At 72.2% G+C, this 15,987-nt stretch carries 17 protein-coding genes; 8 read left to right on the top strand and 9 right to left on the bottom strand.

Annotation, left to right across the window (positions count from 1 at the left end):
• The first annotated feature begins 61 nt into the window (after positions 1–61).
• Together ACTEI_RS13210 and ACTEI_RS13205 are read left to right on the top strand one after the other, a co-directional pair.
• Positions 62–2,197, top strand: coding sequence for an alpha-galactosidase (locus ACTEI_RS13210; RefSeq protein WP_122977929.1), 2,136 nt, complete (start codon positions 62–64; stop codon positions 2,195–2,197).
• Positions 2,194–3,420 carry an ROK family transcriptional regulator gene (locus ACTEI_RS13205; RefSeq protein ID WP_122977928.1) on the top strand — a complete coding sequence of 409 codons (1,227 nt, stop codon included), beginning with the start codon at positions 2,194–2,196 and terminating at the stop codon, positions 3,418–3,420. The genes ACTEI_RS13210 and ACTEI_RS13205 overlap by 4 nt, the downstream gene beginning before the upstream one ends.
• A 194-nt stretch (positions 3,421–3,614) precedes the next feature.
• On the opposite strand, the gene ACTEI_RS13200 is transcribed toward ACTEI_RS13205, so the two are convergent.
• The 4 genes from ACTEI_RS13200 to ACTEI_RS13185 form a co-directional block, all read right to left on the bottom strand.
• Positions 3,615–3,839, bottom strand: a complete 225-nt coding sequence (locus ACTEI_RS13200) for a 2Fe-2S iron-sulfur cluster-binding protein (RefSeq protein WP_203723760.1) — start codon at positions 3,837–3,839, stop codon at positions 3,615–3,617.
• Positions 3,836–4,699, bottom strand: coding sequence for an FAD binding domain-containing protein (locus tag ACTEI_RS13195; RefSeq protein ID WP_122977926.1), 864 nt, complete (start codon positions 4,697–4,699; stop codon positions 3,836–3,838). Before ACTEI_RS13195 ends, ACTEI_RS13200 begins: the two co-directional genes overlap by 4 nt.
• Positions 4,700–4,877: 178 nt before the next feature.
• Positions 4,878–5,090 (bottom strand): DUF3072 domain-containing protein, encoded by a 213-nt coding sequence (locus ACTEI_RS13190; protein WP_122977925.1) that lies wholly within the window; start codon positions 5,088–5,090, stop codon positions 4,878–4,880.
• A gap of 60 nt (positions 5,091–5,150) precedes the next feature.
• Positions 5,151–5,921 (bottom strand): TetR family transcriptional regulator, encoded by a 771-nt coding sequence (locus ACTEI_RS13185; RefSeq protein ID WP_122977924.1) that lies wholly within the window; start codon positions 5,919–5,921, stop codon positions 5,151–5,153.
• A gap of 56 nt (positions 5,922–5,977) precedes the next feature.
• Between ACTEI_RS13185 and ACTEI_RS13180 the strand changes: the two genes are divergently transcribed.
• Together ACTEI_RS13180 and ACTEI_RS13175 are read left to right on the top strand one after the other, a co-directional pair.
• Entirely contained in the window at positions 5,978–6,427 is a 450-nt protein-coding gene (locus ACTEI_RS13180; protein WP_122982114.1) for a nuclear transport factor 2 family protein, read from the top strand.
• An 84-nt stretch (positions 6,428–6,511) separates the two neighbouring features.
• Complete coding sequence (locus tag ACTEI_RS13175) at positions 6,512–7,939, top strand: GGDEF domain-containing protein (RefSeq protein ID WP_145830871.1); 1,428 nt, start codon at positions 6,512–6,514, stop codon at positions 7,937–7,939.
• Between the two features lie 139 nt (positions 7,940–8,078).
• On the opposite strand, the gene ACTEI_RS13170 is transcribed toward ACTEI_RS13175, so the two are convergent.
• On the bottom strand, positions 8,079–8,519 hold the full coding sequence (locus ACTEI_RS13170) for a hypothetical protein (protein WP_122977922.1): 441 nt from the start codon (positions 8,517–8,519) through the stop codon (positions 8,079–8,081).
• Between the two features lie 872 nt (positions 8,520–9,391).
• Here ACTEI_RS13170 and ACTEI_RS13160 point away from each other — a divergent pair.
• Positions 9,392–9,904 (top strand): hypothetical protein, encoded by a 513-nt coding sequence (locus tag ACTEI_RS13160; RefSeq protein ID WP_145830870.1) that lies wholly within the window; start codon positions 9,392–9,394, stop codon positions 9,902–9,904.
• A gap of 581 nt (positions 9,905–10,485) precedes the next feature.
• Here ACTEI_RS13160 and ACTEI_RS13155 read toward each other — a convergent pair.
• Complete coding sequence (locus tag ACTEI_RS13155; RefSeq protein WP_203723761.1) at positions 10,486–10,914, bottom strand: DUF6174 domain-containing protein; 429 nt, start codon at positions 10,912–10,914, stop codon at positions 10,486–10,488.
• A gap of 181 nt (positions 10,915–11,095) precedes the next feature.
• Between ACTEI_RS13155 and ACTEI_RS39325 the strand changes: the two genes are divergently transcribed.
• The gene (locus ACTEI_RS39325) at positions 11,096–11,401 is read left to right on the top strand and encodes a DUF6192 family protein (protein ID WP_222942291.1); all 306 of its coding nucleotides are present in this window, start codon (positions 11,096–11,098) and stop codon (positions 11,399–11,401) included.
• Here the strand turns inward: ACTEI_RS39325 and ACTEI_RS13145 are convergent.
• From ACTEI_RS13145 to ACTEI_RS13130, 3 genes are all read right to left on the bottom strand, one after another.
• Entirely contained in the window at positions 11,359–12,150 is a 792-nt protein-coding gene (locus ACTEI_RS13145; protein ID WP_187645983.1) for a hypothetical protein, read from the bottom strand. The two genes, ACTEI_RS39325 and ACTEI_RS13145, sit on opposite strands and share 43 nt — an antisense overlap.
• 5 nt (positions 12,151–12,155) lie before the next feature.
• Entirely contained in the window at positions 12,156–12,380 is a 225-nt protein-coding gene (locus tag ACTEI_RS36935) for a hypothetical protein (RefSeq protein WP_145830869.1), read from the bottom strand.
• Positions 12,381–12,775: 395 nt separating this feature from the next.
• A complete protein-coding gene (locus ACTEI_RS13130) occupies positions 12,776–14,377 on the bottom strand; it encodes a DUF885 domain-containing protein (RefSeq protein WP_122982113.1) in 1,602 nt (533 codons plus the stop codon).
• Between the two features lie 298 nt (positions 14,378–14,675).
• Between ACTEI_RS13130 and ACTEI_RS13125 the strand changes: the two genes are divergently transcribed.
• Positions 14,676–14,999: a PadR family transcriptional regulator gene (locus tag ACTEI_RS13125; RefSeq protein ID WP_122977917.1), complete on the top strand. Its 324-nt coding sequence runs from the start codon at positions 14,676–14,678 to the stop codon at positions 14,997–14,999.
• Positions 14,996–15,925, top strand: coding sequence for a hypothetical protein (locus tag ACTEI_RS13120; RefSeq protein WP_145830868.1), 930 nt, complete (start codon positions 14,996–14,998; stop codon positions 15,923–15,925). Before ACTEI_RS13125 ends, ACTEI_RS13120 begins: the two co-directional genes overlap by 4 nt.
• Positions 15,926–15,987 lie beyond the last annotated feature (62 nt).

Genomic DNA, 15,987 nt, shown 5'->3' with positions numbered 1-15,987 from the left:
GGCGCGACTAACATTCTTAAGCAACTGAACGAAGGCCGTCAACGCTGGTAGGGAGTCACTCATGGGGCCGGAACTGGTACACCTGAGCGCCGCCGGGGTGAGTCTGGTGCTCGACTGCCGGGGCCCCGGCCTGCCCACCGTCGCACACTGGGGCACCGCCCTGGACGAGCCCGGCGCCGACCTGCTCCGGGCCACCGCCGCGCAGCCGATCGGCTTCTCGGTGGACGGCGCGGTGCGGGTGTCGCCGCTGCCCGAGCAGTCCGCCGGCTGGCTGGGCGCCCCGGGCCTGGCCGGCCACCGGGACGGGCGCGCGTGGGCGACGGCGTTCGCGCTCACCGGGATCGAGCGCGACGCCGGCGGCGTACGCATCAGCGCCACCGACCCCGCCGCCGGCCTGGACCTGGGCATCGACCTGGAACTGCACTCCAGCGGGGTGCTGCGCGGACGCGCCGCCCTGACCAGCACCGCGCCGGGCACCTACTGGCTGGAGCACCTCACGCTGTTCCTGCCGGTCCCCGAGCACACCACCGAACTGCTCGACTTCACCGGACATCACCTGCGCGAGCGGCAGCCGCAGCGGACCGCCTTCACGCACGGGCTGCGGGTGCGGGAGAACCGTACCGGCCGCACCGGCTACGACTCGGCCTACCTGCTCTGCGCCGGGACCGCCGGGTTCGGCAACCGCCACGGCGAGGTCTGGGCGGTGCACACCGCGTTCTCCGGCGGCGCCCGCTCGGTCGCCGAGCGCACCTATCACGGCTGGTCCGCGCTGGGCGGCGGCGAGCTGCTGCTGCCCGGCGAGGTGGGGCTGGGCCAGGGCGAGACCTATCGCACCCCGTGGACGTACGCCGTGCACAGCACGACCGGGCTCGACGGCGTCTCGTCCCGTTTCCACCAGTACCTCCGCAGCCGGCCGCACCACCCGACGACGCCGCGCCCGGTGGTGGTGAACACCTGGGAAGCGGTCTACTTCGACCACGATCTTGCCCGCTTGACCGAGCTGGCGAAGGCGGCCGCCGCCATCGGCGCGGAACGTTTCGTGCTGGACGACGGCTGGTTCGGCTCCCGCCGCGACGACACGTCCGGCCTGGGCGACTGGTTCGTCTCGCCGCAGGTGTGGCCGGACGGGCTGGGTCCGCTGGTGCGCGTGGTCCGCGAGCTGGGCATGGAGTTCGGCCTGTGGGTCGAGCCCGAGATGATCAATCCGGACTCCGAGCTGGCCCGCGCGCACCCCGACTGGATCATGGCGACCGGTGACCGGCTCCCCCGCCCGGCCCGCCACCAGCAGGTGCTCGACCTGGCCCGGCCGGACGCCTACGCGTACCTGCTGGAGCGGCTGGACGCGCTGCTCACCGAGTACGACATCGCCTACCTCAAGTGGGATCACAACCGGGACCTGGTGGAGGCCGGTCACCCCGGCACCGGCCGCGCCGGCGTGCACGACCAGACCCACGCGGTCTACCGGCTCCTCGACGAGCTGCGCGCCCGGCACCCCGGCGTGGAGATCGAGTCCTGCTCCTCCGGCGGCGGCCGGGTGGACCTGGAGATCCTGGAGCGCACCGACCGGGTGTGGGCCTCCGACTGCATCGACGCCCACGAGCGGGTCGCCATCCAGCGCTGGACCAGCCTGCTGATCCCCCTGGAGCTGATCGGCTCGCACATCGGCGCGCCGCTGTGCCACACCACCCACCGGGAGCTGCCGCTGAGCATGCGCGCCGGCACGGCGATCTTCGGCCACCTCGGCATCGAGTGGGACCTGACCGGCGCGTCCGCCGAGGAGCTCGCCGAGCTGGGCCGCTGGGTGGCGCTCTACAAGCAGCTGCGCCCGCTGCTGCACACCGGGACGCTGGTGCACGCCGACGTGGCCGATCCGGCGTACCGGGTGACCGGGGTGGTCGCCGCGGACCGCTCCGCGGCCGTGTACGCCGTGATCGCGACGGCCACCAGCGCGTCGTACCCGCCCGGCACGGTCGGGCTGCCCGGCCTCGACCCGGCCCGCACCTACCACGTGCGGCCGCAGCCCCCGGGTGACGTTGCCGACGGTAACGCCGCAGCGTGGGGCGCTGCGTTACCCTGGTGCACGCCCCAGGGGGTACGCCTGAACGGCCGCACGCTCGGCACCGTCGGACTCCGGCTCCCGGTGCTCTATCCGGACCGCGTCCTTCTCGTGCGCGTCTCGTCTGTGGAGGAAGCGTGAGAGAAGCGGTCGGCGCCGGCGCGCCGGCAGGCCGACCGGGCCGGGGCCGCCGCCCCGGCGCCCGGGAGAGCATCCTCGACGCCATTCGCGCCGCCGAGCCGCTGAGCCGTGTCGAGCTGGCCCGGATGACCGGGCTGACCGAGGCCGCGGTCTCGATGACGGTGCGCCGGCTGCTGGAGGAGGGCCTGGTCGTGGAGACCGGCCGCACCCCGACCGGCGGCAAGCCGCGCACCCTGTTGCGACTCGACCCGGCCGCGCGCCTCGCCGTCGGGGTGCACCTGGACGAGGACGCCACGACGTACGTGCTGACCGGCCAGACCGGAGGGGTCATCTCCCGGCTGGCCCGGCCCGCCCCGCTCGGCGACGACCCGGCGGTGCTGGGCGCGCTGTCCGCCGACATCGACGTGCTGCTGGCCGGCTCCGGCGTCGACCCGGCCCGCTGCCTGGGCGTCGGCATCGTCTGGCCGGGCCCGCACAGCGGCGGCACGCCCACCGAGGACGCCCTGCCGCACCTGCGCGGCTGGCACGGCGGTGAGCTGGGCCGCCGGCTGTCCGAGACGACCGGCTGGCCGGTGCTCGTGGAGAACGACGCGACCGCGGCGGCGGTCGGCGAGTACTGGGTGGCCCGGGTCGGCCCGGACCGGGCGTTCGCGGCGCTGTACATGGGCGGCGGGATCGGCGCCGGGATCGTCGTCGAGGGGCGCGCGATGCGCGGCGGTCACGCCAGCGCCGGCGAGTTCGGGCACTTCTGCCTGGACGTCTTCGGCCCGGAGTGCTGGTGCGGCAGTCGCGGTTGCCTGGAGGTGCTGGCCGGTCCGCGTACGGTGGTGAACTCGGCCCGCGCCGACCAGGTCGCGGCCGCCGAGGCCGGTCTCGATCCGGCCCAGCCGATCCGCAGCGTGGCCGCCGAGTTCGGGGCGGTCGCCCGGGCCGCCCGGGCCGGCGCCCCGCACTGCCGGGCCCTGCTGGAGTCCTCCGCGCGCTACGTCGCCGCCGCCGCCGAGTCGCTGGTCAACCTCCTCGACATCGACCTGGTGGTGCTCACCGGCCCGGGGTTCGCGGCGGCGTCGGCGATCTACGGCCCGGCCATCATGCGGCGCCTGGCCCCGGCCGACAGCCGCACCTGGCACCGCGACGTGACGGTCACCGTCTCGCTGGCCGCCGCCACCGCCTCGGCCACCGGCGCCGCGGCCCTGGTGTTGCAGTCGCACCTGCGGGCCTGAGTCCGGCGCGCCCTTCGGTGTCGCCGTCGCACCCGCGGAACTGAGCCGGCGCGCCGGGCCGTCCCGGCCACCGGCGCCGGGTCGCACTCGCGCCACGGCCGCACTCGCGCCGGGTCGCACTCGCGCCACGGCCGCGCTCGCGCCGGGGCCGCACTCGCGCCGCGCTCAGGCCGCCACGGTGTCCACTGCCGCGCTCAGGCCGCCACGGTGTCCACGTGCGCGCCGTGACACTGCACCGCCAGCATCAGGCAGGAGCGCAGCGCCTCGCCGTCCACCCGCACCGTGCACGCGCCGCACGTGCCGTCGGCGCAGCCGTGCTGGACGCCGGTGCGCCCACAGTCCTCCCGCAGCACGGCGACCAGGGTACGGTCCGGCGCGAGGTCCAGCTCCCGGTCGGCGCCGTCGACGCTCAGGCTCACCCACACGCCGTGGCCAACCCCTCCCGGGCCTGCGACAGCGCCCGGCGGACCAGCACCTTCACCGCGCGCCGCGCCCGCCGGTCGTCCGGCGCGGACGGGAACACGGCGTCGGCCTCGGCGGCCGCCTCCGCCGCCGCGGTGATCACCGCGTCCGACAGCACGCTGCCGACCAGCACACTTTCCGCGGCGCGCGCCCGCACCGGGCACGGTCCCGCGTTCACCAGGCCGAGCGCGGCGGCGCTGACCACGCCGCCGGCCGTCGTCACCGCCGTCATCGCGGCCGCCTGCGGGTAGATCGAGGTACGCCGGTCCTCGGCGTACCCGACGCCGGTGCCCGGCGGCAGCACCGGCAGGCACGCCTCGATCAGCAGCTCCTCGGGCCGGCGCGCGGTCGAGAACGGCCCGGTGAAGAACTCCTGGGCCGGCACCGTACGGCGGCCGCGCGGCCCGGTGAGCACGAGCTGCGCGCCCAGCGTGATCGCCACGACCGGCCACTCGGCCGCCGGGTGGGCGTAGGCGAAGCTGCCCAGCATCGTGCCCCGGGCGCGGATCGGCGGGTGCCCGATGTGGCACACGACGATGCGCAGCAACTCGCCGAGCGGGCCGCCGACGGTGTCCGACTCGAACGCGCGGTGCCGCACCAGCGGCCCGACCCGCAACATGCCGCCGGTCTCGACCAGGGTGTCCAGCCCGGCCACCCGGTTGATGTCGACGATCCGGCGCGGAGGCGAGTCCGGCCCGCTCAGGTCGAGGATCAGGCTCTGGCCACCGGCGAGCACCGAGGTGTCGCCGTCCGCGAGCGCGGCCAGCACCTCGTCGACACTCTCGGCGGCGATGTACTCCAGGGCCCCGGCCGTCATCGCCACGCTCCTCCTCACCGGATCAGGCATCGCCACAGCCGCCGGACCGCCCGTGCGGAACCGGCAGGCGGTCACAGTGTCGGACACCGATCGCGGAACGGGAAGAACCGACCCTATCGGATTACGGGTGACGACGGACGTGGTGTGCGACCGGCCGCCCCGGCCGCACACGCCGCCCCTACCGGCCGCGGCCGGTCTTCTCCTGCAACTCGTCGATACGCTGGGACGCCTCGGCCTTGGTCAGGCCGTCCGGGACCTCCTCGTGCGCCTCGGTGGCCAGGGTGTGCAGATACGACTCCTGCGCCCCGGTCGCCGGCTCGCCGCCGGTGGTCCAGTCCTCCGGATCCTTCACCCGGTTGCCGTCCGGCGCGGCGTTCTTCGGGTCAGCCATGATGCCATCCTTCCGATCCGGCTCTTCGAACGCCCGTGCTATTACCCGGCTCGGGCTGGCTCACACCGCCGGGGTCACCCGGGACAGCAGGACGGCGGCCGCGTCGCGGGCCGTACCCGCCGGCCCGGTGCTGCGCTGGATGCCGGCCGTGACCACGGCACCCTCGGCCAGCAGGAACAGCTGCTCGGCCAGCTCGGGCGGGCAGCCGGCCGCGGAGCACCACTCGGCGAGCTGGGCGGCGAAGGCACGCTTGTGCCGGTCGACCTGGGCGGCGACGGCCGGCGAGGTGGCCCCGGCCTCGCCGAAGGCGTTGATCCAGGCGCAGCCGCGGAAATCCGGCTCGGCGAACCACTCACCCAGCCAGTCGAAGACCGCCAGCAGGCGTTCGCGGGGGTCGTCCACCCGCTGCACGTGCTCGGCGAGCCGTTCGCGCCACCACCGGTCCCGGCGCTCCAGGACCGCCTCGACCACGGCGTCCTTGCTGGGATAGAGCGAGTAGAGCCGTTTGAGCGCCACGCCGGACGCGGTCCGCACGTCGTCCATGCCGACCGCGCGGATGCCGCGCGCGTAGATCAGCCGCTCGGCGGCGTCCAGCACCCTCTGCCGAGCCTCGCTGTCCGACCGGGCCCGGTCGGCCGAGCGAGCCCGGGTGGCCGAGGCCGCGCCGCGGGCCGGACCAGCACTGCCCGCCGGACCAGCACTGCCCGGCGGACCAGCACTGCCCGCCGGACCAGCACTGCCCGCCGGACCAGCACTGCCCGGCGGGCCGGGATGGTCGGTCGAGCGGGCCGGGACGGCGGCCGAGGGGTCGTTGTTGACGGGGAGAACCATGGTTCTCTAGCCTACCGGAGAACCACCGTTCTCCCCAGGTCGCGATGGAGGCCGCCATGTCCGCGCTCACCCCCCCGTTCACCGCCGCGTCCGCGGCCGCCAAGGTCCAGGCCGCCGAGGACGCCTGGAACACCCGCGACCCGCAGCGGGTCGCGCTGGCCTACACCGAGGACTCGGTCTGGCGCAACCGCGACGTCTTCGTCACCGGGCGCGCCGCCATCGTCGAGTTCCTCACCGCCAAGTGGGCGCGCGAGCGGGACTACGCGCTGCGCAAGTCGCTGTGGGCGTTCACCGCCGACCGCATCGCGGTCCGCTTCCAGTACGAGTGCCGCGACGCCACCGGCCAGTGGTGGCGCAGCTACGGCAACGAGCTGTGGGAGTTCGACGAGCGCGGCCTGATGCGCCGCCGCGAGGCCAGCATCGACGACGTGCCGATCACCGAGTCGCAGCGGCGCATCCACGGGCCCCGGCCGCACGGTGAGCGGGCGGAGCTGCCGCTGCGCTGAGGCCGCGGTTGCCGTTCGGTTGCATCTGCGGAGCAGCGGCGCTGCTCGGCGCAAGCGGACACCTCCCGTGCCGATGCGACGGCCATGACCGGCTGGAGGCTAGCGAGCTATCTCGCCGTGGCGGTGCTCGCCGCCACGGCGGCGGGGACGACCGCCGGGACGCGGTACGGCGATCCGGTGTACTTCGGCGTCTACCTGACCGTCGTGGTCCTCCTCTGCCGGACCGCGGCGTCCCGGCGCCGCAGCGGGGATCGCCTGCCCTGGCTGTACGTCGCGGTGGGGCAGGTGGCGTGGCTGGCCGGGGACGCGGTCTATCCGATCGCCATGCTGCTGCACCGCACCGACGACGGCACCGCGTCGGCCGTGCTGTGGACCGCCGGCTACCTGGCGTACGGTGCGGCGCTGTTCTCGATGGCGCGGCGTCGCGCGGGCCGATGGCTGCGACCGGCGGTGCTGGACATGCTGACGCTGGCGGTCGCCTGCGCGATCGTGATCTGGGTCGTGTTCATCTCGCCCTACCTGGCGGAGCTGGCCGCTGATCCGCTCGGCGCATACCTGTACGTGATGAGCCCGATGGGCGACATCGGCATCCTCGCCGGGGTCCTGCTGCTGGTGATGTCGCCCGGCCGGCGCACCGGTGCGACCCGGTTGCTGCTGCTCTCCGCCGTGCTGCGGATCGCCTCGGATCTCGGCTCCAGTTTCATCCCGTCGCTCGCGGTGGCCACGGCGGTCGGCGTCGGCTCGATCCTGCTGAGCAACTCGCTGCTGGCCGCGGCCGCCCTGCACGCCAACAGCAGCGAGTTGACGGTGACCGCCCGCCGGGCGCCCACCCTGCACCCGGCCCGCGTCTGGTTCCTCGGGGTCGGCCTGCTGACCGCTCCGGCGATCCTGTTCGCCCGCCGGGAGTACGCCGAGGCCGAGCGGTTCCTGCTGTTCTTCGCCACGGTCGCCACCGCGGCGTTCATCCTGGCCCGGTTCGCCAGCGCGCTGCGCTCCCTGGAGCGCGCCGAACGCACGCTGGAGCACCGCAGCCGGCACGATCCCCTGACCGGGCTGCTGAACCGGGCCGCGCTCGGCCACGAACTGGACCAGTGCCCGCCCGGCTCCACCGTGCTGTACCTGGACCTGGACGGCTTCAAGGCGGTCAACGACAGCGCCGGCCACGTCGCCGGTGACACGATCCTGCAGACGGTCGCGCTCCGCCTGCGGGGCGCGGTCCGCGACTGTGACGTGGTCGCCCGGCTGGGCGGCGACGAGTTCGCCGTGGTGCTGGCCGGCCTCGGCAGCGCCGACGGCGTCCGGGTCGCCGACCGGATCATCGAGGACGTGGCGATGCCGATCGAGCACGAGGGCGCGTGGTACACCGTGGGCGCCAGCATCGGCATCGCCTGCACCGAACGCCCCGACGGGCCATGGCGGCCCGCCGCCCTGCTGCGTGCCGCCGACACCGCGATGTACCAGGCGAAACGGCTGGGCCGCGGGCGATGGGTGCTGTCCGCGCCGACCGCTTGACGCATCCCGCATCGTCGTCGGCGCGTCGGCGTGCGCGACATGGGCCGGTTCGGCGGCCCAGCGCAGGTTGCGGCTCAGCTCGAACACGACCGGGAAGCCGACGCTGCCGGCGACGATGGCTACGCTGCGGCGAACGGCTCTAGCGAACCGTGTAGGTAACGGCGCTACCGCTGGTGGCGGTGATGACGGCGCCGGAGGCGGCGGTCGCCGGGACCTTCAGCGTGATCGTTCCGTGCAGTCTGGTGCCGGCCGGGAAACCGCCGCTCCAGTCGACCTCGGCCATCGGCCCGAAAGACGTGGCCGGCCAGTAGGCGCCGCTCGGACCGGCCGCCACGAAACTGACCGGCCCGGACAGCAGCACGTCACGGCTGCAACCGGCGACCGGGCCGCCGGTGACCTCCACGCTCAGCTGCAGCCGGATGGTCTGACGCGGCGAAACCCTGGCTCCGCTCGACGGCTGCCCGCGGAACGCCCCGCCCACACAGGACCCGGCGGCGGGCGCTGCCTCCGCCACGCCGGGCGCGACCAGCAACCCGGCACCCAGCAGCGCCGACCCCATCAAGATCCGACCGAAACGCATGGCTCCCCCTCATGATCTTTATTCTTCGGAATTCCCGTCGCCGTCGACAACCTGATGATGGCGGCCCGTTATTGCCACGCTTTGACGATTGTGACCGGGTAACCGGATGTACATCAAAGCTCAACCGGGAGCGTTTCCATTTAACATATTCGAGTAGTCAGGATGTCGCGCCGGTCACCATTACACATCTCCTACGATCAATGCCCTGCTCCGACCGCCGAAAAGGCTCCTTCAGTACGGCGGCCGGCCCGGGCAGTTCGACGCGCCGCGATCCAGCTCGTCAGAACCGAAGCTGGGCAGCAGGCGGCAGAGCAGCGGACGGCAACCAGCGTGCCGGCGCGGCCCGCCGAGCGGGCAGCCGGCAAACGTGATCGCCGAATGGGCGAGCCGCGCTTCGACGCCCTACACCTGATCACCAGTCAGCCGTAGGGATCTACGGTGATTTTCACCGCCGCCGGTCGGACTCCGTGCATCGATCCGCCGCGAACGAACTGACGAACCCGTCGCGGAAGGTGGACAGATCGCTGAAGGCGAAGCGAAAAAGGGCCGTGTTCGACGCTGACGCCGCGGCCCTCACCGGTCGTGACGACGACCGGGACGTCCGCGTGGACTCGCCGGACATCGAGTCCGGCGCTGCCGGTGAAGGCCGGATCCTCGATCTCGCCGCCGAACTCGGCTGTGCCGCGGGTGCTCCGGTCACCTCCACGTCAGGCCCGCCCGGCCGCCGGCACCGACTCCGGAGCCGGCCTGTCGGATGACGCCGCGCCTTGGCATGTTTCCGTGATTCGCCGGGCGTGCCGAGCCACCATGCTGATGGCCATCCGGCGCATCACGGGGTGCGGGGATGGGTCCTTCGGAGGAGAGAAAGAATCGTGAACGTTCGTACGCCGATCGTCGTTGCCGCCGTGGCCGCTGCCGCCCTCGCGGGCTGCTCGAGCACCAAGACCACCAGCGGCGCGGCCGCGCCCGCCACGGGCTCCGCCGCGGGAGCGACGACCAGCACCACCGCATCCGGCCCGTCGGCCAGCAGCCCGGCGGCCGGCGGTGCCACCGCGGGATCCTCGGTCGCGCCGACCTCCAGCACCCGGTCCTCGACCGCGAAGCCGGCCGCCGGCGGCAGCTGCACGCCGTCGGAGGCGACGCTGCTCAAGGCGCTGCGCTCGTCCAGCGAGGTCGGTGACGCGCTCGCGCCGACCGACACGCTGACCGACATCACCTGCTACCAGGGATACGCGCTCGCCCAGACCCACCCGAAGGAGGCCGACGACGCCGTGGTGGTCTTCCGCTACACCGACGACGCGTGGCACGCGGTCAGCGGCGGCACCTCTGGCTACTGCGACGGCTTCGTCCCGAAGGCCGTCCGTCCGCACCTCAAGCGCTGCTGACCCCGGGTCAGCCCTCATCCGGTGGCGGGCACCGCCGTGGGCCGGTCACGCTGGCCCACGGCGGCTGCCGGGCCGCTGAGCGTGGCGCACGCCGGCCGTGGCGGCGCCGGCCTCACAGGTCCATGACGTCACAGACTCACGAGGCTCGGTGCGCCGCACACCTGGGCCGGGCGTCCTTGGGTGTGCGGCGCGGCGGGTCCGCTCAGCTTGTCGTTCAACCTCCAGGCCCACCCCGGCCGTCGCCGAGAGCCGGCCTGCGCGTCAGCCGCGGGCAGCGGCGGGATCGAGCGCGCTTTCGCTGCGGCAGAGCCGGATGGTCCACCGGGCTGGCAACCTCGACGTTCGGCGCGTGAGCTGATTCGCTTTGCCATCGGCGGCTGGCGTGCATGTCCTGTTCCTCAACGCGCTCTCGGTCAACGGCGCGATCATGGCCGCCGCCCCGCTCCTGGCCCGTCCTGCTGCTCGGCGAATCAACCTCCCGGCCGGACAGTACGGCCTCGCCTTCGGTGTTCCGGCGCTCGGCGGCCGTCAGCGGGGGTGCCCCCCTCGCCACCCGCTGCTGCTGCCCGTGCCGTCCCCGGTCACTCAAGGGTGTAGCCGGCGATGGTGAAGCAGGATTCGTCATCGATCGCGTTGGCCTCCTGATCGATGTTGATCGTGGTGGGGTGACCGTCGGCCGGATCTGTGGTGACCTCAGCGACGGCCGCGCCGTGCTGTCGAGCCCGGTCCACCTCGTCGAGGAGCTGGCCCAGCGTCGGCACCGTTTCGCTGCGGGCGTTCTCCACGAACCAACGCCCGGATTCGTCGAGGCCCGCGGCTGCGGTGACCTCGCCCTGCTCGACGGTGATCCGGAAACGACCGATGAGGGCGCGCTCCCCACAGGAGGATTCGAGCTCGTAGGTATACCTGGTGGGCTCCCGCCAAGCCGCGGCGGCCGCTGGCTCGGGATTCCCACCGCAACCAGAAAGCGCGGCCGTAGCCACTGCCAGGGCGACCCGCCGGCGTGTCATAGACGTCATCCCGCTTCGACGGGATGGAGCATCCCGGGGTTCCCGCCGGATCGAGAAGCCGATGACCTTGGCGGGGTTGAACAGGTTCAGCGGATCCAGGGCCTGCGGTCGTGACGGACAGGGCGGAAGCGACCGATGTATTGGCGGGGTTCCGTGAGCAGCTCTACCGAGCTGGCGGTGGGTGGCGTCACGGTGGCCAGCCGACCGGCGCCGCGCCGACGTGTCGTTCCACCTCCATCGCGTGCTGGCCTCGATCCCCGATGCCGACCAGCGGTTCGCGGTGATCGGCGAGCCGCCGGTGCTGGCCCGGACCGGCGAGCGCCGGTGGACCGAGGACGAGGCGAAACGGCGGGTGGGCCGGCAGGTCACCCCGGCCGGAGACGGTCCAGGAAAAGGTCATCGCGGTGCACGAGCTGGTCCGTTCGACTCCGAGACGACCGGCCGTCAACGGGTCGTGCCACGTAGGAAAGGTTGCCTGGTCCAGTAGGAAGTTAAGGCCGCCGGCTCGGCATCGGTGGCGAGAACCCATTCGTCGCCGAGCGCGCCAACAACGAGGCTCCCAGTGTCGAACCGCAAATCTAGACCGGCGCCAACCAGGGCACCGTCGTGGCCGACTATTACGGCGCCGTCGATGAGCCGGGCTCCGACGAACTTCGACAGAACGTCCGGAGATAGCGCCGGGCCGACCCTGGTTTCCCCATGCTCATCCATGTCGTACGAGCGGTACGGGTCCTCCTTCGCCAGCAGCAATTCGTCGCCGCGGTGATGGAGACCGACGGGCATGGCATGGTCGAAGTACAGCCACGCGTGGAGCAGGCTCTCGGCGTCCGACTCGCGTCGGCCTTGATACCAGTGTCGCGCCTCGATCACGGCGTCGAGCCGCCGGCCGATCATCTCGGTCAGCCATGACGCGACCATCTGGGGATCGCTGAAACCGACGTACGGCACACTGTGCTGGACGCCCAGCGCCTGCCACACGGCGTGCGCCGTGGCTTCGTAGACGTCTGCGGTACCGGTGTCAATTTCGGTAGCGACCACGGCGGTCACGATGACCTTCGTCGCAGTTGAGACACCACGTAAAGCCCATCGAGCACCCAGATCAGCTTCACGACGAAATTCGACGGCGACCGTGGCAGCCACCTCAACACCGGGCCCACCCACCGGGTCGAGGTCGACGGTGACCTGAGCGAAGCGAGAGCAGCGGCTCGTCTGCCGTAGCAGCCGGAAGGTGGTCATGGTCCTTATGATTTCAGCCGAGTCCATCTTCGGCATGGGGCGGTCGGATGCCCGCGATGATCGGCATGCCAAGGTTGACGGGGGTGCCTGGTGGAGCGGTTGCGTTCGATGCTGCGGTCCAGGCCGGCGAGCTTCTCCTGGGCCTTGGTGAGGCTGGTCTGGAGACCTTGAACCTCGCCGAGCCAGCCGTTGATGCGTGCTTCGGCGATGCGGTCGGTGAGGTTGTGCATGATCTCGATGAGTCGGCCTCGTTGTTGAGGCGAGACCCGGAGCATCGGGCATCTCAGACATGAGTATTCATGTTGGCAAGAGGTTCCGTAGGGGCGGGCGCCTCACCTTCAAGGTCGTGAAGAAGCCACCGAACCAGGTCGGGTCAGGGTGCCGCCCCGCCGGTGGATCGTCGAACGATCGCTCTCCTGGCTGATCCGCGCCCGCCGCAACGCCCGCGACCACGAACGCCTCCCCAACACTCAGGAGCCCACATCACCTGGGCAAACATCACCCTCATGACCCGCCGAGTAGCCCGCATGGAGAGTCGGCGGGCCGCCGTGTCCCCGTCGGTCGCCGCCTGACCAGCTGGGCATCCGGAGACACGGATCGCGGCCGATCCGGACGTCACGCGCGGCTATTCGGTCAGCGCTTTCCTCAGCTGGTCCAATCCCAGCGAGCCCGCGTCCAGTGCCCGACGGTGGAATGCTCGCTGGTCGCCGCGAAAGGACGCGCGACCTGCCAGCCACACCCGCTCACCTACCTTGTAGGTCAGCGCCTGGCCTGGCCTGCCCAGATAACGCGCGAGTTCCGGGGACGCGTACGGCCCTTGATGGCAACGATCTTGCAGCAGCCGTAGTGCGGCATCCGGCGTCCATGACGCGCCGCCACCGGACGGCATTGGCAGTCGCAAATGTAAGCCGATATCGAGTACGACTCGCGCGGCCCGCAGCAGCTGCGAGAACAGGTACCCCAGTCGTGCACCCGGCTGCTCGTAGTGCCCGAGTTCATCCATGAACCGCTCGGCGTACAGCGCCCAGCCCTCTTGGCAGCCGGAGAGCCCGCCGAGCAGACTCAGCCGTTGCCCGAGGCCGCCCTGGCATGCCTCGTGGCCGATCTGAAGATGGTGTCCGGGAACACCTTCGTGGTACGCGGTGCTGTGGGCCCACCAGGTGGGGAAGCTCTCCTGCCCTTCGGGTAGGAGCCACCAGACCCGACCGGGTCGCGTCAGGTCGCGCGACGGCCCGGTGTAGGCGATGCCGCCCGACACCGTTACTCGAGACTCGATGCGCCGCAGCGGCGTGGGGATGTCGAAATGCACACCGTCCAACTGCTCGATGGTGGTCTCCAGCAGCTCCTGCAGCCACGCACCGAATGCTGCTCGGCTGTGCAGGGTGCCCGGCGCGTCGCGCTCGTCGAGCCGGTCGATCACCTCCGGCACGCTCCCACCCAGGACCTTCGCTTCTGCGACCAGCTCCGCCTCGATCCTGGTGAACTCGTCCCAGCCCCAGGCGTAGAGCTCGCGCAGATCCGGCTCGGTCCCGAGGAAGCTCCGCACCCAGAGTGCGTATCGCTGCGGCCCGAAAGCCTCATCGCTACGCGCCTGTGGCGCCAGGTCCGCGGCGAGCGTCGCGGCCAGTCTCTGGTACGCCACGCGAGCCTGCTGCGCCGTGGCCTGCAACGATGCCTGCTGCCGCCCACCGCCGTAGCGCTCGACCAGGGCGATGTCATCGTCGGCCCAATTGCGGCAGCGCTGCGTCACGAGCTCCACCTGCCGCCGCGTCGGCAGGTGACCGCGTTCGGCAGCGAGCAGGAGACTGCGGGCGTACCCGTCCAGAGCCGCGGGGATCGCGGCCTGACGTGCGGCGACGCGAGCCCATCCATCCTCGTAGGCTGCGCCCTCAGCGTCACGGCCGGGCACCGCAGCCTCCACCGCCTGGCGGATCAGCTGGAGCGGGCCAGTAGCCGCCGCATGCAGTTCCCGCAGATCCTCCCCGGCCTCGTGAAAGGCGATCCGGGCCCGCAGCCGTTCGACCAGGTGAGCATGCAGCGAGCTCGTCGGAATCAGGGCTTCCAGGTCGCGCAGGGCTGAAGCAGCGAGATCGGCGCGAGCCTGGTGACCGTCCGGACTGTAGTCGGTGAGCCCATCAACCTCTTGCTCCCCAGCGTCCACCACCGCCGTGCAAGGGTCGAGGCGGGCCATGTCGCGCAGGAGCCGGCTCGTGAAGTCCTCGGTCACGGAGGCGATGCTAATGCCCTGTCCTATCTGCACGCGATGGCTTACGTCTACGCCTCCCGGCTGTGCGGCGTTCAAATCGGCGTCACGTGACGGTGATACGAACGGCAGAGAGGGAACCCGGCAGCCCAATGTCCGCGCTAGCTGCGAGAACAGGTTGCGAGACAGCCACTCACCGACGAAACGGGCCTCAGGCTCACTCATAGCCCGCTCACGCCGCTGTCACCACCCCTCATGGGCACCACACCTGGCCCGGCGCCGGGGCATGGTGGGCTATGTAGAGTTCGGATATAGTGCGGCGATGCGGATCACTGTAGCGACTGCTCGGCTGCTGGCCGTGCTGCTCACCGAGCCGGAGGCCGACCGGTATGGCCTGGACCTGATGGGGGCGACCGGCCTGGCCAGCGGCAGCCTTTACCCGATCCTGCACCGACTGCAGGACGCGGGCTGGCTGACCGCGCGGTGGGAGGACATCGACCCGTCCGAGCTCGGACGACCGGCCCGCCGGTTCTATCGGCTGACGCCCGACGGCGTCAGTCAGGCCCGGTCGGCGCTCGCCCGGCTGCGAGCACAGACCGCCGTGCCCGGGATCGTGGGCCTCGCGACGCGGAGCCTGGCGTGGTGAGCCGGCGGATCGCCGAGGCCCTGCTGCGGCTGGCCGCCCGCCGCTGGCCGGCCCGGCTGCGTGGCGAGATGCACCAGGAGTGGCTCGCCGAACTGCACGTTCTGGCCGCCGAACGCCGCACCGCGGCGATGCTGCGGTACGCGGCGAGCCTCACGGCCGCCCGGCCCGTGCGTGAACCGGTCGCCGTCGCGGTGCGAGCGGCAGCACTGTGGCGGGCCGTGCGACTGTGCGTCCTGGCGCCGGTGGCCGCCGTCGTCGTGTTCGCTGCCTGCCTGGCAGCCGCGCTGACCGTCCTGGATCCGCTGCTGGCCGCGATGCCGTTCGGCGAGCAGCCGCGGCAGTGGGTGGCGGCGCTGGCCACGGCCGCCGCGGCTGTCGTGCTCGCCCGGTCCGGCCGGTGGTGGACGGCCGAGGGCGCCGGGATCGCCGCGCTGGTGCTCGCGATCACCATCCCCGGCTTCGTGTTCGCCAGCCTGACCTATCTGTTGCCGGCCGGGATGTCCGACAGCTACGCCCTGCACTGGCCCGCGTATGCCGTGTTCTTCGGTGGCCTCGCCGCGCTGCTCTACGCCGTCGACCGGCTGACCGCCACCGGCCGGCGCACCCTGGCCTGGTGGACCGGCGCGGTCGGGGCCCTGACACTCACCGACCTCGCGGTCACCCTTCCGGTCCTGCTGTCCAGCGGCGACGATCCCCCCATCGCGTCCGCGCCGCTGTGGCTGTTCGCCGCGCTCAACGGCGGCGGCCTCGACGGGATCAGACTGCCCGGCATGACCGCCGACCAGATCTGGACCGTCGGCGACACCACCGACGTCGACGCCTACATCTTCCTGCTCTACGCCGGCTTGGCCCTCGGCGTGATCATGACCAGAGCATCGAGGGCTGTCACCGCCTCGGCGCCCAGCACACATCCGGAGCTCACCTGAGCGCGGGCCCGAGTCGGCGGAGGCCAACACGATGCTGGCTGGCTGGTGCCGGAGGTGGAACG

The organism is Actinoplanes teichomyceticus ATCC 31121, assembly GCF_003711105.1.
GTDB lineage: Bacteria > Actinomycetota > Actinomycetes > Mycobacteriales > Micromonosporaceae > Actinoplanes > Actinoplanes teichomyceticus.
This window is presented reverse-complemented; position numbering and strand designations above follow the sequence as displayed.

Excerpts from the sequence above, each read along its gene's own strand:
- ACTEI_RS13210 (WP_122977929.1), top strand. The coding sequence starts at position 62 with ATGGGGCCGGAACTGGTACACCTGAGCGCCGCCGGGGTGAGTCTGGTG.
- ACTEI_RS13195 (WP_122977926.1), bottom strand. The coding sequence starts at position 4,699 with ATGACGGCCGGGGCCCTGGAGTACATCGCCGCCGAGAGTGTCGACGAG.
- ACTEI_RS13190 (WP_122977925.1), bottom strand. The coding sequence starts at position 5,090 with ATGGCTGACCCGAAGAACGCCGCGCCGGACGGCAACCGGGTGAAGGAT.
- ACTEI_RS13185 (WP_122977924.1), bottom strand. The coding sequence starts at position 5,921 with ATGGTTCTCCCCGTCAACAACGACCCCTCGGCCGCCGTCCCGGCCCGC.
- ACTEI_RS13180 (WP_122982114.1), top strand. The coding sequence starts at position 5,978 with ATGTCCGCGCTCACCCCCCCGTTCACCGCCGCGTCCGCGGCCGCCAAG.
- ACTEI_RS13175 (WP_145830871.1), top strand. The coding sequence starts at position 6,512 with ATGACCGGCTGGAGGCTAGCGAGCTATCTCGCCGTGGCGGTGCTCGCC.
- ACTEI_RS13170 (WP_122977922.1), bottom strand. The coding sequence starts at position 8,519 with ATGCGTTTCGGTCGGATCTTGATGGGGTCGGCGCTGCTGGGTGCCGGG.
- ACTEI_RS13155 (WP_203723761.1), bottom strand. The coding sequence starts at position 10,914 with ATGACACGCCGGCGGGTCGCCCTGGCAGTGGCTACGGCCGCGCTTTCT.
- ACTEI_RS13145 (WP_187645983.1), bottom strand. The coding sequence starts at position 12,150 with ATGACCACCTTCCGGCTGCTACGGCAGACGAGCCGCTGCTCTCGCTTC.
- ACTEI_RS36935 (WP_145830869.1), bottom strand. The coding sequence starts at position 12,380 with ATGCACAACCTCACCGACCGCATCGCCGAAGCACGCATCAACGGCTGG.
- ACTEI_RS13125 (WP_122977917.1), top strand. The coding sequence starts at position 14,676 with ATGCGGATCACTGTAGCGACTGCTCGGCTGCTGGCCGTGCTGCTCACC.